The organism is Blastopirellula retiformator (assembly GCF_007859755.1).
Taxonomy (GTDB): domain Bacteria; phylum Planctomycetota; class Planctomycetia; order Pirellulales; family Pirellulaceae; genus Blastopirellula; species Blastopirellula retiformator.
The window spans coordinates 93,568-108,305 of record NZ_SJPF01000004.1; the positions used below are offsets into that span (position 1 = coordinate 93,568).

Annotated in this window: 12 protein-coding genes; 8 read left to right on the plus strand and 4 right to left on the minus strand. The window is 59.3% G+C overall.

The genetic code is table 11. The features are described from left to right. Nucleotides 1-123 precede the first annotated feature (123 nt). A complete protein-coding gene (locus tag Enr8_RS16405; RefSeq protein WP_146433528.1) occupies nt 124-1,389 on the plus strand; it encodes an outer membrane protein assembly factor BamB family protein in 1,266 nt (421 codons plus the stop codon). Between the two features lie 135 nt (nt 1,390-1,524). Continuing rightward, nucleotides 1,525-2,454 carry a hypothetical protein gene (locus Enr8_RS16410; protein ID WP_146433530.1) on the plus strand — a complete coding sequence of 310 codons (930 nt, stop codon included), beginning with the start codon at nt 1,525-1,527 and terminating at the stop codon, nt 2,452-2,454. Between the two features lie 218 nt (nt 2,455-2,672). Here the strand turns inward: Enr8_RS16410 and Enr8_RS26220 are convergent, their stop codons facing one another. Further along, entirely contained in the window at nt 2,673-2,945 is a 273-nt protein-coding gene (locus Enr8_RS26220; protein WP_246120173.1) for a hypothetical protein, read from the minus strand. Between Enr8_RS26220 and Enr8_RS26225 the strand changes: the two genes are divergently transcribed. Together Enr8_RS26225 and Enr8_RS25850 are read left to right on the plus strand one after the other, a co-directional pair. Further along, on the plus strand, nt 2,829-3,419 hold the full coding sequence (locus tag Enr8_RS26225; protein WP_246120164.1) for a hypothetical protein: 591 nt from the start codon (nt 2,829-2,831) through the stop codon (nt 3,417-3,419). The genes Enr8_RS26220 and Enr8_RS26225 overlap by 117 nt on opposite strands. Nucleotides 3,420-3,598: 179 nt before the next feature. Further along, a complete protein-coding gene (locus Enr8_RS25850; protein WP_246120165.1) occupies nt 3,599-4,066 on the plus strand; it encodes an efflux RND transporter permease subunit in 468 nt (155 codons plus the stop codon). Between the two features lie 183 nt (nt 4,067-4,249). On the opposite strand, the gene Enr8_RS16425 is transcribed toward Enr8_RS25850, so the two are convergent. Then, nucleotides 4,250-5,164 carry a metallophosphoesterase family protein gene (locus Enr8_RS16425; RefSeq protein WP_186767704.1) on the minus strand — a complete coding sequence of 305 codons (915 nt, stop codon included), beginning with the start codon at nt 5,162-5,164 and terminating at the stop codon, nt 4,250-4,252. 181 nt (nt 5,165-5,345) lie between these two features. On the opposite strand from Enr8_RS16425, the gene Enr8_RS16430 reads away from it, so the two are divergent. Continuing rightward, on the plus strand, nt 5,346-6,188 hold the full coding sequence (locus Enr8_RS16430) for a metallophosphoesterase family protein (protein WP_146433534.1): 843 nt from the start codon (nt 5,346-5,348) through the stop codon (nt 6,186-6,188). Nucleotides 6,189-6,287: 99 nt separating this feature from the next. Here the strand turns inward: Enr8_RS16430 and Enr8_RS16435 are convergent, their stop codons facing one another. Together Enr8_RS16435 and Enr8_RS26510 are read right to left on the minus strand one after the other, a co-directional pair. Beyond that, complete coding sequence (locus tag Enr8_RS16435) at nt 6,288-6,590, minus strand: GAF domain-containing protein (RefSeq protein ID WP_315851768.1); 303 nt, start codon at nt 6,588-6,590, stop codon at nt 6,288-6,290. A 14-nt stretch (nt 6,591-6,604) separates the two neighbouring features. After that, on the minus strand, nt 6,605-6,790 hold the full coding sequence (locus Enr8_RS26510; protein WP_315851769.1) for a GAF domain-containing protein: 186 nt from the start codon (nt 6,788-6,790) through the stop codon (nt 6,605-6,607). Between the two features lie 442 nt (nt 6,791-7,232). On the opposite strand from Enr8_RS26510, the gene Enr8_RS16440 reads away from it, so the two are divergent. From Enr8_RS16440 to Enr8_RS16450, 3 genes are all read left to right on the plus strand, one after another. Then, the gene (locus Enr8_RS16440) at nt 7,233-8,705 is read left to right on the plus strand and encodes a hypothetical protein (RefSeq protein ID WP_146433535.1); all 1,473 of its coding nucleotides are present in this window, start codon (nt 7,233-7,235) and stop codon (nt 8,703-8,705) included. A gap of 385 nt (nt 8,706-9,090) precedes the next feature. Continuing rightward, the gene (locus Enr8_RS16445; RefSeq protein WP_146433537.1) at nt 9,091-13,494 is read left to right on the plus strand and encodes a GEVED domain-containing protein; all 4,404 of its coding nucleotides are present in this window, start codon (nt 9,091-9,093) and stop codon (nt 13,492-13,494) included. Nucleotides 13,495-13,580: 86 nt separating this feature from the next. Continuing rightward, nucleotides 13,581-14,336 carry a class I SAM-dependent methyltransferase gene (locus Enr8_RS16450; protein ID WP_146433539.1) on the plus strand — a complete coding sequence of 252 codons (756 nt, stop codon included), beginning with the start codon at nt 13,581-13,583 and terminating at the stop codon, nt 14,334-14,336. The last annotated feature ends 402 nt before the right edge of the window (nt 14,337-14,738 follow it).

A 14,738-nucleotide genomic window follows, 5' to 3' on the forward strand; every position in this document is an offset into this window, starting at 1 on the left:
AGTGACTTCCATATTCTACCTTACTTCTCGGGAAGGGTTACCTCGGCTTTGCTTGACCGACCGCCCCAAATGCCGGAAACTAGACCCTCTTGGTCGTTTTTTCCGCCTACCGAGCTTAAAACCATGCCTTCTCGCATCCTGCCCCTGCTGGTCTGCCTGCCCCTTATTTTCGTTACTTTGTCGGCCAGAGCCGACAATTGGCCTAACTGGCGCGGTCCTAACAATTCCGGCGTCACCCAGGAGACGAACCTGCCAACCACCTGGTCAAAAGACGAGAACGTCGCCTGGCGAGTCGACTTGCCGGGCGCCGCCGGTTCGACGCCGGTGATTTGGGGCGATCGCATCTTCCTGACGTCGGTGGATGGCGACGATCTGGTTCTGATCTGCCTGGACGCGGCCGGCAAGCAGCTTTGGAAGAAAACGGTCGGACAGGGGAACCGCGTCGTTCGCGGCGACGAAGGAAACTCGGCGTCCGCTTCGCCGGTGACCGACGGCAAGCACGTCTGGTGCTTCTTTACGACCGGCGATCTGGCCTGCTTCGATCTCGACGGCAAAGAAGTCTGGAAAACCAACCTGCAGAAACGGTTCGGCAAGTTCGACATTCAGTTCGGGCTCACCTCGACGCCGGTATTGTACGACGGCAAGCTCTACCTGCAATTGATCCATAGCGGCGGCGCAAAGGTAATCGCCCTGGACGCCGACACCGGCGCCGAAGTCTGGCAAATCAAGCGTGAAAGCGACGCCTACGCCGAGTGCGAACATTCTTACGCCTCGCCGATGATCTATAACGATGGTCAGCTCCGCTTTCTGTTGACGCATGGCGCCGATTACTCGATTGCCTATGACCTGGAAAATGGCAAAGAGCTGTGGCGCGTCGGCGGTCTGCATCCGCCGGCTGGCTATGACGAAACGCTTCGCTTTGTCGCTTCGCCGTTGGCTAGTCCCGGCTTGATCGTCGTGCCGAGCGCCAAACGGGGCAAGCTGGTCGCAGTCAAACCCGACTCTAGCGGCAACATTACCGACAAGGCGGATAGCTACCTCTGGAAGTTCGATACCACGCCCGACGTTCCGTCGCCGCTAGCGGTAGGCGACTACGTTTACCTCTGCCGCGAGAACGGCAATCTGATTTGCCTAGAGCGGGAAACAGGCAAAGAGCTGTATGAAGAACGAACGCACCGCGATCGCCATCGCGCTTCGCCGGTTTACGGAGGCGGCAAGATCTATCTCACCAGCCGGGATGGTCAGGTGACCGTCGTCAAACCGGGACCGGACTTTGAGATCCTGGCCGAAAACAAGCTGGACGAAGAAATTTCGGCCTCGCCGGCGATCTCGGGTGGACGGATTTATCTCCGCACCTTCCAAGCTCTTTGGGCGATTGGCCCGAAGTAGGCGAACGAAATTCCCGGCACAATCGTGCCGGTTTACTGAAATCGGACCCCGCTGTGCGCCGATACGTCGGCTAGTGGGGCCTGCGTTATTCTTCCCCCGATCCGCTTTAGCTAGCGTCATTATTGAGTAGTTGTTATGTCGCGTATTTTACTGCTGAGCCTGGTTCTGGCCGTCGCTTCGGTCTCCCAATTCGCCGCCGCTCAAGGACCGCTCGTCCCGGGTACCGGCACAAGAATCTGGTACGACGATTTTGAAAATGAAGAGTGGGAGTACATTCCCAACAACCCGAAGGCGAGCCACGAGCAAGACAAGCAGGTTCGTCTGCCCGGCGGGATGTCCAAGAACAAGATGTGGGGCGAAAGCTCGAAGCGCGGCCATCCCGATCACATCGAACGCTTCCACACGCCGCCCGATGGGATCGAAGGAAGCGAAGGTTCGCTGCTGATGATGACGCTGCAGTCGAACGTTCCGGGACGTCCCAGCGGCGACCTGGGCCAAGACGATCTGATCTGCCGCATCCCTGGCTCTTACTCGGCGTCGCAATATCCCAGTTGCGTCGTTCGCGTCTACATGCAGCCGTTCGACAAGTGGGAACAATACAACGCGGCCGCATCGTTCGGCTTTCGCGCCACGGTGATGGGCAGCCGCAAAAAGCAAGGAGGTGGCGGCTTGTTCAGCCGCAGCTCGACCGAGCGAGAACAGAGCTGGCCCGGCATCTTTGTCGAACATCAGCTGACCAAAGAAGGCTCGCGGGCCTTCTGGGTGATCCGCGGATCAGAGCGGGGCGACTTCCGCAGCCAGGAAATCACCGAGCCCGGCTGGTACACCATCGGCATGTCGTTCACGCCGGATGGCCGCTGCCATTACTTCATCTCGGAAGGGGTCGACAATCTGACCGCCGCCGACCATGTCGCGTCGCACAAGCCGTACAACTACACGATCGAATCGGTGCAGGGGATGTTCTTCAACGTCTTCAACCATGACGACGGCAAGAGCTGGTCGACGCCATGGATTATCGACGACCCGGCGTTTTACCTCGGCCGAGGGGGCCGGGCGGCGCGATAGGAATTAGCTAGCCCCTCTGGGGAAGATTTCGCTTGCGATCCATGATGCTAGCAAAAAATTACATTAGCTAGGCCAACCAATTATTTGCTAGCATCATGGGACCACTCAAGTACGATTTTCAGTCAAGTATCGGCTAATTGGATCGGTCTCGCCGCCCATACGATGCATCAAACGCTCGACGAGCGTTTGATGCCGTTTGGCATTACGTTCCGCCAGTTCTAGGTCTTGGGCTGGCTGGTCCATGATCGCGAAATAACGCAGACCGAACTTGCCAAGCGGCTAATGATCGAGCCGCCGACGCTCGCCGGCATTCTCTGCCGGTCGTCTTTTTGCAGGAAGAAGCGGGTCAATTGTTCGCCGATATCGCGCTGGCGATTAGTGCGGCGGTCGCATTTTCGCTGATCGTTTCGATCACGGTCATTCCGGTCGCCGCTTCTCGGCTGTTCAGCCAGGAGGAGGAGGACGAAGACAACCCGTTCGCCGATCCGCAAATCCCCGAGAAGCATAGCAGTCCGTTGATTTTCTCAACGGGCTGCTGGATCGCAGGGATGCGCTCCCAAAATAGCGACGTAAGTCGTTATTTTGGGAGCCGCGAAGAGCTATGCTCTGAGCCTGGCGAGGTTGGAAAATGCCACGAGGGCATTTTTCAACAGGCAGATAGTGATGTGCCGGCCGTGATCGCCGCCGATGGCCATCGCATGGGAGCGGTGGAACGATCGAGCCCCCAAGTTGGGCATCGGATGGTGGGGAGCATCGTTGGAATGAATCGCTGGTTCCAAGGGGGCGTACTTCGCCGGATCGCCTTGATCAGCGGCATCACCGCCGGCGCGATTTTCCTCTGCTGGGCCTTTTTGGCCGAAGGTCGAATATTTGCCCAACGGCAACCGGAACCTGGTGTTTGGCGTGCTGCTGCCGCCAACGGGGTACAACCTCGACCCGTTGATGGAACTGGGCGAAGTGTTTGAAGCCGATTTGAAACCTTACTGGGACGTGAACCCGACCGATCCCGAATTTGACCAAGGAGAGTTCCCGGCGATTCGCGACTTCTTCTTCGTCGCCCGGGGCCGCCAGGTCAAGACCTACGACGATCAGCGGGTCTCCGAGTTGATTCCGCTTCCTGGAAGGGCAGGAAATCGACCTGACGATCAAAGGGGAGACGCGGTTCGCCGACGCGACCCAAAAGATCGAAGCGCTACCGGTCGCGACGCCGCTGGGCTCGATCGTACCGCTCGGCGCAATCGCGAATGTCGACATCGCCAGCGCTCCCGAACAGGTCAACCACCGCGAACGACTCCGCTCGATCATCATCGAAGTGACGCCTCCGCCGAGCGTCCCACTGGAATACGCGATGGATCAGATCACGTCAGAAATCATCGAGCCGCTTGAGGCCAGCGGTGAGCTAGGCCAGGACTATCGCATCAATCTGGCCGGCACCGCCGACAAACTGGGCAAAACCTGGACCTCGCTCCGCTTTAACCTGACGCGGGCGCTGTTGATCACTTACCTATTGATGGCGGCGTTCTTTGAATCGTGGCTCTACCCGTTTGTGATCATCTTCGGCGTGCCGCTGGGCGCGGCAGGCGGGATTTTGGGACTTAGAGCGTTTTTCTGATAGCTGTAGCGTTTCTGGCGTTAGTGAGACAAGCTGGTCCAGGCGACCGAAGCAGGCGAATCCTCAAGATTCGTCGATGCAGGTCAACGCCGACCAGCGCGGCCGCAACCAGCAAGAACGCTAAAGATTGAAGAAAACCGCTCTAATGGGCCATGCTTCTGAATAAGTTACGCAGGCGCATTGCTACGCCCACTTCACCGTAAAGACCTGACCATGTTTCTTATGACTCTTGTCGTGGGCCTGTAGTTCGAACTCGATTCCTTTCTCATTGACGCGAGCCAGCGTCCAGCCATTCGGCTGCGCTTCGTTAAAGACATACGCACAGGCCGGCAAGTTGATCAGGTTCAGGTCCCCTTCATGCGTGTGGGCCCAGACGTGCGAGTGGCCGAAGACGTACGCTTTGACGTGCGGCTTGCTATGGAGCAGCTCCAGCAACTCGGCCGTATCGGCGAGCCCGCTGATCGCCTTACCGACCTGCGGGGGCGACTTGTCGAGCGTGTGGTGCGCCATGATCACGGCCGGCTTGTTGGCGTGAGCGTCGAGCGCTTGGCTGAGCCATTTCAATTGGGCTGCGCCAAGTTCTCCCGTAACGACATTGGTCGTCATCAGCGAGTCGAGCAGGAAGATGTTGGCGTAGGGCGTCTCTAAGATGCCGACGTGCTTCGACTCGACCAGCGGCTGTTCCGGTTTTTGACTCGCCATCGCGCCGTAGAAGGCGGGGATGTTGTCGTGGTTCCCCATCGTCATGTGCAGTTCTTGCCCGGTGTCGATCAGCGGCTGCACGCACTGGGCGAAGTTGGCGTAATCCCTCGGCAATCCCTTCAGATAGGCGCAATCGCCGTTGAACAACACCGCCGCCGGTTTGGTCGGCAGTGCGTTAATCTCTTCGACCGCTTTCTGCAGGTTGGCGGTCATGTTGACGCCGCGGGCTTCGACCATCGGCGTTTCCGGCACGTGGGTATCGGACAACAGGGCGAGCGTCACCGCCTGGTCGCCTTCAGCGGCGTACCCAATTCGCAAGATAGAAAGCCCAGCAAGCGCCGCGGCCGATTGGGTGAGAAACTGGCGACGTCCGACGGCGGGAATGTGGAGCGGCATGAGTAAGGTCCTGGCGAGAGGATGGGAAGCGACGCCCGGCGACGCCGCGATTGCGTCATCCATGATAGTCAATTCGACGCCACCAGGCAGCGACTTTGCAAAGGCCAATTGTCGCCTGACCGTTTGCATGGGGTATGCGGCAGGGCGAACCTGAGCGGCCCGTTCCTTGTCTGGCCTCACGATGCGAATCACTACATTTGACGAAAATCCGATCGCCGAACTCCCGTTCCTCAACGCAGGCAAAGGGGCAGGGGGCTACTATGTAGAACGCTGTCCGGTTCATACCGGTACGATCGCTGGGCTGCCTGATTCGTTGGACGCAATCATCGCCACCGCCGACCTTCAGGGGCGAGAGCGGATGCCGCCGAATCCAGCCCGTCCGCCACGCCTTCTGGGGGAAGTTCTTCCCAACCTACTTAGGGATGAATATTTGCCGAATCTTCATCTCGATCCGCAGCGAGTCGGCGTCCTCTTGGGTGGCGACTTTTACACCGTCCCCGCTTTAGACAAACGGGGCGGCAACGGCGACATCAGCAACGTTTGGCGGGCTTTCGGCGACGTTTTTCGCTGGATCGCGGGGATCGCCGGCAACCATGATCGTTTTGGCGATCGCGCTCATCCTGGTGATCGCCTGGCGGCAAATCTGCACTATCTGGAAGGAAAGGTCGCGACGATCGACGGGCTGACGATCGCTGGCCTCGGCGGCATGGTTGGCAATCCCGGCAAGACGCATCGCCGCACGACGCTGGAATATGTCGATGTGCTGGGGGATTTGCTCGACTCGCCGGTCGACCTTCTCGTGATGCACGATGGCCCAGCCGGAAACCTGCCGGGGCAACTCGGCTATTCCGACCTAAACGATGCTTTCGATCTGCTTCCGCCAACGCTCATCGTTCGCGGTCATGCCCATTGGGACCAACCGCTGCCCGAGCTGCCAAACGGCACGCAAATCTTGAACGTCGATTGCCGCGTGGCGATTTTTCGTCGTGAAGGCGGAAACCTTCGCGAGTCGCTTTCGTCCTAGAGCGGTTTTCTTCAATCTATAGCGTTGTGGCTGGTTGCGGCCGCCTTGACCAGCTTGCCTCACCAACGCCAGAAACGCTACAGCTATCAGAAAAACGCTCTAGTCGGCGAGATCCGACGACGACAACAGACAGTCAACGATCGCTTGCAAGCCAGCGGCGTCCTCTTCGTCGAACCGGTCAGTGATCGGGCTATCGATGTCTAGCACTCCCAACAGCCGATCTCCCACCAGCAGCGGTAGCACAATCTCTGACTTCGACGCCGCATCGCAGGCAATATGCCCGGGAAACTGGTGCACGTCAGCGACGACCTGCGTCTGTCGCGAAGATGCCGCCGTACCGCAAACGCCTCGACCGAGGGCGATCCGCACGCAGGCGGGCTTTCCCTGAAACGGTCCCAGCACCAGCTCTTCGCCTTTTAGGAAAAATAGAAACCGGCCCAGTTGATCTTATCCAGCGCGTGGTACAGGACGGCCGCGCAGTTGGCGGTGTTGGCGATCCAATCTCGCTCGCCGGTCAGAATGGCGGCGACGTTTTGTTGAAGCTGAGCGTAGAACGCCCCCTTGTTGGCGGCCGCATCGCTGACGGCGGTGATCTCGTGCATGAATATGCTTCTGAAAATCGGTTGATTCGGACACGAACGTCCGCCAGTCTAACGCGACGGTTGTGGTAACGACATAACTCGCAAGTCGCAGCCTCGCCCCACCCGCCGCCCGCTAGCACGCAATCTCGGCAATTCAGGCAAACCTTTCCGCCCAGGGGCGATCTCCGGCAATCTCCGCCTACGTGAATTTGGCAAAAATGTACGGCTCGTTCTGAAAGTGCTGGTTAATGCGAGCGTTTCGTGCCGATGGGTGGTGGTGAAGGTATCGAAAATACGCCTCGCAGTCATCGTATCGACTCGTCGCCGTTGCGGCGATCCATCGACGGAGCGCGTGGACATGGCACTTGGCCCGCCTTCGTCTCCACAACGATAAGACAGCCTTTCGTCTGCGAAAGAGGAACCCATGAGAGCCCATAGTTTGTGGATCGTTTCCTTGATAACGATGCTCGCAGCATCGACGGATGCGGTCGCGCAGAAAGCGACGTACGCGACCGGCTCTGACCAGCAAGATTCCGCAGGCCAACCCTCCGGCATCGCGTATTTGGCGAGCGGCCAGTGGCGCCAGCCTTTGGTCAAAGATCCCCCGTCGCAAGCCGGCAACGGACAATACGCCCAGCCTGGGCAAGCTCCGCAGCCCAATCCCTATCAACCGATGATGATGACCGGCGGTATGATGCCGCAGCCTGGCATGGGCTATCCGGGCATGATGCCGCAACAGGGCATGATGCCCTACGGCGCCGCTCCGGCCGGCTACACGCAACCCGCCGCGCCGATGCAAGACCCGAACGTCGCCCCCGCCTCGTACCACAATGGCGCCTGTGCGACCTGCGGCGGTCACGGCTGCGACACCTGTCGCGGTTCGGGCTGCAGCTGCTGCGGCAACGGCTGCAATGGCTGCTGTGGATTGCTCGGCGGCGGACAGTACTGCGGCTTCAGCCGCGGTATCGGCAACGCCTGGGACCTGTCGGAATATGGCGGCCGCTGTGCTCCGCGGTTCTTTGACGTCAGCGCCGAAGCGACGATCTTCCGCCTGGAAGGCAACGTGCCGGACCGAGCGTTCGCCTCGCGAGGCATCCTGGGCCCAATCGTCCTCGACAGCAACCAGCTCAACTTCGACGCCGAAGGGGGCATGCGAATCACCGGCAACTGGCTCTGCTTCGCGGGCTCGACCCTCGAAGTCAGCTACGTCGGAATTGGCAACTGGGGAAGCTCGGCCGCGGCCGTTGGCGCCGGCGACCTGTACTCGCCGCTGTCGAACTTCGGTAGCGACCCGTTCGGCGGTTTTGCCGAAAGCGACCAGGCCAACTACGCGGCTCTGTCGCTGTCGAATCGCTTTGATTCGGTCGAGATCAACCTGAAGCGTGGCTGGACCGGCGCCGGCTGCTGGTTCCAAGGTTCGTGGTGGGGCGGTTTCCGCTATTTCCGCCTGAGCGAACGCTCGGACTACATCACGCTCGCCGGCGCCAGCGCCATGAGCTACAACGTTGACACCGACAACGACATGTACGGCGTTCAGTTGGGTGGCGATCTGACGACCCGCCTGACGACTCGCTTGAGCCTGACCGGCTTCCTGGAATGCGGTCTCTATGGCAACCGGGGGGTTCAGCACACCACGATCCTGCTGAACGATACCGGAACACTGGCCAGCGTGATCGAAGAAGCTTCGGCTAACCGAGCTTCGATGGTCACCGAAGGGGGCTTCTACGGCAACTTCAAGCTGACGCCGCATGCAGCCATAAAGCTTGGCTACCAAGTGGTTTATGTCGATGGCGTGGCCCTGGCGGTCGACAACTACAACTTCACCACCGGACTGGGAACCGCCCCGGCGGCCCTGGCCGGACGGGCGATCACCGTCGACGACAACGGCTCGGCGCTCTATCACGGCGCCACGGCGGGCCTGGAAGTCGTCTGGTAGTCGCAAAGCGTTGACCAAAAAGAGGTTACAACAAGGGCCGGCGAATCTCGCCGGCCCTTTCTTTTTGCGCATCTGCCCGCAAAATTTGGGGAACTCTGGTGGCATCCCCCACGTCTAAACCACGTTGCAAAGTCTACCGAATTCCCCCAAACGGAAAATTTGGGCAATTCGGCTAGACTGCGTCAGATACGTTGTAAACGGGCTGACGAGCAACTATTTTCATTAGCTACGGAATCGTTCCCCTCTTCAGGCCCGTCCTGGCCCGAACATTTGGGATAATCCGTCGCAAGCCCTACTCCCATACTCACGACAGCTCAGCCAGCCAAAACGCAAGGGATCTTGCCCGACCATTCTCGGGCCAGGTCGGCGTTCGGAGATTCGCACCATGAAACGGTCTTCTCGTAAACCCAAAAACCGCCTTCCGAAACATGGCTCTCAAGCGAAATTCGAGGCCCTGGAAGCGCGGATGGTCATGGATGCGGCCGGCTACGAAGCGGCCCTCGACTCGTTCATGGGAACCGATCGCGTCGGTCGAGACGGCCCCCTGGCGGTCTTGGGCTGGAACCTGACGGTTCTCTATCACGATGGCGAAGCCAACAGTTCGCCGATCGATCCGGACGCCCCAACCGACGACGAGACCACCAGCGATCCTGCGGGTCTTCGCGAATTGTACGAGATCGATTCGGAAAATCGAATCCTGCTCGACATCGCGGCTTTCGACACGGCCGGCAAGAACGACCTGATTGCAGGTCTCGGCCAACTTGGGTTCGTCCAAATGGGACAGCTCAACAACACCGTCTCCGGTTTTCTGCCAATTTCCTCGCTCGCCGATCTGGCCGCCTTACCATCACTCGGCGGCGTCTCGGCCTCGATCGTGAAAACGCACGTTGGATCGGTCGATAGCCAGGGGGACGCCTCGATGCTGACAGACGAGGTCCGGGCCGAATACGGCTATGATGGCGCCGGCCAGAAGATTGGCGTCCTGTCCGACAGCTATAACGCACTTGGCGGTGAAGCAGCCGATATCGCGACCGGCGACCTCCCCGGCGCCGGCAATCCGGAAGGCTACACGACGCCGGTTCAGGTGCTGCAAGACTACATCTCAATCGACTCGTCCGACGAAGGGCGAGGCATGATGCAGTTGGTGCATGACGTCGCCCCGGCGGCCGACTTGGCGTTTACCACCGCGTTCACCGGGAAGGCGGGCTTCGCCCAGGGGATCTACGACCTGGCCGCGGCCGGATCGACCGTCATCGTCGACGACGTTGGCTACGCAAATGAACCGTGGTTTTCTGACGGCATGATCGCCCTAGCGGCCGACAGCGTCGTCCAAAACAACGTCGCGTATTTTACCTCGGCTGGTAATAGCGCACGCGAGTCGTATGAGAGCGACTATCGCGTGGGCAACACCTATAACGAAGGCGACTTTGCCTCGGCGACCGGCGCTCCCACCTTCTTCGGTGGAACGTCGCACGACTTCGATCCTGGCTCCGGCGTTGACGATCGCCAGTCGATTACGCTCGCCCCACAGAGTTTCGTCACGCTTACCATGCAGTGGGACGACACCTTCCTGACCGATGGCGGCATCGCCTCCTCTAGCGTGGTCGACATTTACGTACTATCGGGGAACACCGTCGTCGCTGGCGGCACCGACTTGAACGTCGACGCCTTTGAAGGCTTCAACGTCATCAACGCAACCGACTCTGCCGCGACGTACGACATCATGATCGTCTCGTACTCTGGCGATCTGCCGACTCGCCTGAAGTACGTCCAGTACCGCGGCGCCATGGCGGTCAACGAATACGACACGGCCAGCGGCACCGCTTTGGGGCACTCCAACGCCGAATATGCGATGAGCATCGGCGCCGCCTATTATCTTGAAACGCCCGTATTCGGCACCGCGCCGGCAGCGATTGAATCGTTCTCCTCGGCCGGCGGTACGCCGATCTTGCTTGACCAAGCGGGCAATCACATCACGCCGAACTACCGACAGACCGTTGACGTTGTTGGGCCCGACGGCTCCGACACGACCTTCTTCGGCGGCGGCGACTCAGACGCTACCGGCTTCCCGAATTTCTTTGGCACTTCGGCCGCTGCGCCGCACGTCGCTGCTCTGGCGGCTCTGATGCGGCAGGCAAACACAAGCCTCTCGGCGCTCGAAGTCAACGACATCCTCCGCGAAACCGCGACCGACATGGACGATCCCACTACCAGCGGATTTGACGTAGGTTTTGACACCGGAACTGGTTACGGCTATGTGAACGGCATCGAAGCGGTTCTCGGCGCCATCTTCGCGGGCGCCGACACCATCGGCTCGCCGGACGCGTGCGGCGTCTACACGGGACCAGCCGCCATTGAGGTCCACGCCGGCCTTGGCGCCAACCTGTTCGTCACTGGGCACTCAGTCCTGGACAACGGCGTCGACAACGGACAACAAGGTTTCGACTACGAGATTCTCGACTTCCTCCGCGGCGAAGGGACTGACCAGGAAATCGCCGCCGACGATTACTCGATCGCGATCATCGGCAACGACACGGTCGACTGGGGCTTCTCGACCGGCACCCATACGGCCATCGGCTACGAATCGACCTCGTTCTACGACATCGACGACATCACGCCGCTGATGTGGATCGAGATCCTGTCGAAAGACGCGTTGATCATCCTGTCGGACCTCAACGCCATGCCGACCGAAGGCCTGGACGATGCGCAAGTCGCCAAGATCGTCTCCGCCAAATCGAATATCGCCGCTGCAATCAACAGTCGCGGTATCGACATCTGGGCCGGCGGCGGCAGCCTGGCGTCGGGATACTACGACTTCCTGCCTGCCGGTTCGGTCGATGTCGCGGACCTGGGCGTTTCGGCGACGCCTTACGACTCGACGGTCATTGGTGAGTCGATTGGCGTCACCGACCCCATGGTTAACGCAGCGGAGGCTTATTCGCAGTTCACCGCTTACGACGCCAACTTCTTTGAGGTCGAGCAACGAGACGCCGGCGAAACGATTTCGCTACTCGCCCGTAACGTCGCCTTCGCGGACGACGTACTCGTGCAAGCGACCGAAGAGACCGAGATTCTGATGCACGGCGTCATTGGATACAAGTTCCATGACGTCAATCAGGACGGCATTCGCCAAAGTAACGAGCCCGGTCTGGCTGGCTTCACCTACTTCATCGATGAAAACGGCGACGGCAAGATTGGCCTCTGCGAACCGGCCGCGGTTACCGATGAAAACGGCATGTTCACCCTCTACCCGCGTAACAGCGGCACTTTCAACATTTTGCAGGTGACCGAGCCGGGGTACTACGACACCGATGAGATTTCGCATGTCATCGAAGTCGACGGCGACCGCATCACAATCAACGCTCCGCTGATCTCTGGCGCCATTCCCGCCATCGATTACGGCGACGCAGGCATGCCCTACGCCGCCCACCCGGTCGTCGACGGCTTGCAACTGGGCGAATCGCCGCTGGTCGACGATGGCGTCGTCTTTGGCTCGGGCCTGAAGATCGGAACCAACACGGTCACCATCGATTCGTCGACGGTGTTGTCGACGGCGCTGCTGCAAGGCTTCATGGACTTCAACAAGGACGGCGACTTCGATGACGCCGGCGAGCAGATCTTCAAAAATCTGCAGTTGAAGCCCGGGATCCATACCTACACGTTCACAATCCCGAACACGGTGATTGACGACTCGGCCCTGCCGGAAGCGTATCGCATTGCGATGAACGCCCGCTTCCGCATCGACTATACCCAGAACCTGGGTCCAACCGGCGTTGGATTCGCCGGCGAAGTCGAAGACTATCAACTCTTCGTCGCTCAAGATCCCGAAAGCGGTCTCTTCCTGAACGACGACGCGTTCACCTATGAAGAAGACACAGCCGATCAGACATACGATGTCTTGGCGAACGACAAGACCTTCTTCAACCGCACGATCACGCTGACCAGCGTTACCTCGGAAACCGCTGGCGTCCCCAGCACCGCGTTTACGATCGTCGGCAACAAGATTGTCTTCGACGCCACCGGCATCCTCGACGTGGGCGAAGACATCGTCGTCGAATACGAAGCCATCGATTCGGCTGGCTTCACCTCGACGGCGAAGCTGACGCTCAAGGTCGCCGGCACGCCAATCTCGTCGTCCTTCAACTCAACGGCTTTCGTGAACACCGAGAAGCGGGGCGACGTCAACAAAGATGGCGTGGTAACCACCCACGACCTGGCGATCATCTTGTACGAGCTGAAGCACAACGGACCGCGCGCTCTGCCGCAAGTTACGCCGACCAACCCGAACTTTAATCAGTTCATTGACGTCAACGGCGACGGGCTGTTCAGCTCGCTGGACGTGACGGCGGTCCTTTCCGCGCTGAGCCGCGCTTCCCGAGAACGGGAACGGGAACGGGAAGCGGTCGACGTGGCGTTGGCTGCGGAAGAAACGCCGATCTTGGAAGCGACGACGCCGGTTCTTACCGAATCCGCGTTTGCGACCTCATCGCCGATCGTCACCTCGTCCAGTTCGACGCCTTCCAGCAACGTCACTCCTTATCTGGCCGGCGTCCTCGAAAAATCGAGCGACCAGAAGAGCCTGCTGGATCAGGAGTCGGAACCTGACGAAGGCGAATCAAACCTGGAAGGGGAATTGACCGATTACCTTTACCCCAGCGACTCGCTCGACTTCCGTTTGATCGAGTCGACCAGCACTTCGACGCTGCTGGATGAAGATGTCGAATCGACGATCGATGAAATCGCGATTGACGTTGAAGCCGCCTGGGAAGAAGATCTGATCAGCGGCTAAGTATCCCCCCCTGCAGCGAACAATTTCTCACGCGGCGGAGCGGCTCGCCTCTCCGCCGCTTTTTATTTGCCTTGGAAGGAATTCAGGTGAACGAAGAATCACTGGCGAAACTGCGACAGCGAAATCTCGACTCGGCGGGAGAATGGAAACGCTACGCCGAGCATCGCCGACATTGCACGCGTCTGATTCTCGATGCCGCTCCTGTCAAACCGACTCGACTCTGCCTCCTGGGCGCCGGCAACTGCAACGATGTCGAACTGACCGCCCTCGCCAAGAAGTTTGCCGAGATCCACCTGGTCGATTTCGACAAAGAGGCGGTTACCAAAGGCCTGAAACGCCAATTCAGCGGGCTCCAGGGTAAAATCATGATTCATGCGCCGGTCGATCTCGATGCCGAAGATGCGATCAGCCAGCTCTCTGCGATCGGCAAGTTCGATGTCGTTGCGTCGCTTTGCGTACTGTCGCAAATTATCGATGCAATTCCCGAGCAGCAGAAGAACAAAGAAGAAGGGCTGCCGCTGATTCACCAAATCCGGACACGCCACTTTGACCTGCTGACCAGCCTCGCTGGCCCCCAGGGAAGCGTCGTCATCGCCAACGAGGCGGTCTCGAGCGACACCGAACCAAGCGTCGCCACCTGCGAAGCCCCCATGCTCGGACCGACTCTGGTTCAGTTAGCCTTAGAACAAAAGCTGTTTATGGGTCTCAATCCCGCGGTAATCGCTGGGGAACTGCAAGCTCTGGCGCCGGGGCACACGCTAAAGACCACCCCACCCTGGAAGTGGGACTTCGGCGCCCGTACTTATGCGGTATGCGGCCACAGCCTGAATCGCCAAGCTTAATTCCTTGACTTTCCCAAGATCCCTGTTGCCAAATTTCAACGGTTGGAGGGAAATTACCGGAACTTCCAGTCAGCGCCCCACGTCCAAACGTCGAACCAAACCTCAATTTGCGCGTTTTGAGTGAGGTTCGACGCCCCCGCGAAACCGTTATAACCGGTCTCGCAGGCAAAATCCTTTCCTGCAAAGAAGGAAAGGATAGGCAAACTACGAAGGCCCGTTCATTTCGTGCGGAACGTAGTTTGGGCGTAATTACAATCCGGCTTAACCCTCGAAATGATGCGATTTCGCAACATGGCGGGGGAAGATCCAACCTACGAAAAACCAAACAGGTCCTACGCGGTTCTCCCCCCGGAGAAGCTCCCGCCCCCTTCCAGTGAGGATAGAGGTCGTCTACATGACCAT

Excerpts from the sequence above, each read along its gene's own strand:
- Enr8_RS16440 (WP_146433535.1), top strand. The coding sequence starts at position 7,233 with ATGCTCGCAGCATCGACGGATGCGGTCGCGCAGAAAGCGACGTACGCG.
- Enr8_RS16410 (WP_146433530.1), top strand. The coding sequence starts at position 1,525 with ATGTCGCGTATTTTACTGCTGAGCCTGGTTCTGGCCGTCGCTTCGGTC.
- Enr8_RS16445 (WP_146433537.1), top strand. The coding sequence starts at position 9,091 with ATGAAACGGTCTTCTCGTAAACCCAAAAACCGCCTTCCGAAACATGGC.
- Enr8_RS16430 (WP_146433534.1), top strand. The coding sequence starts at position 5,346 with ATGCGAATCACTACATTTGACGAAAATCCGATCGCCGAACTCCCGTTC.
- Enr8_RS16425 (WP_186767704.1), bottom strand. The coding sequence starts at position 5,164 with ATGCCGCTCCACATTCCCGCCGTCGGACGTCGCCAGTTTCTCACCCAA.
- Enr8_RS26510 (WP_315851769.1), bottom strand. The coding sequence starts at position 6,790 with ATGCACGAGATCACCGCCGTCAGCGATGCGGCCGCCAACAAGGGGGCG.
- Enr8_RS16405 (WP_146433528.1), top strand. The coding sequence starts at position 124 with ATGCCTTCTCGCATCCTGCCCCTGCTGGTCTGCCTGCCCCTTATTTTC.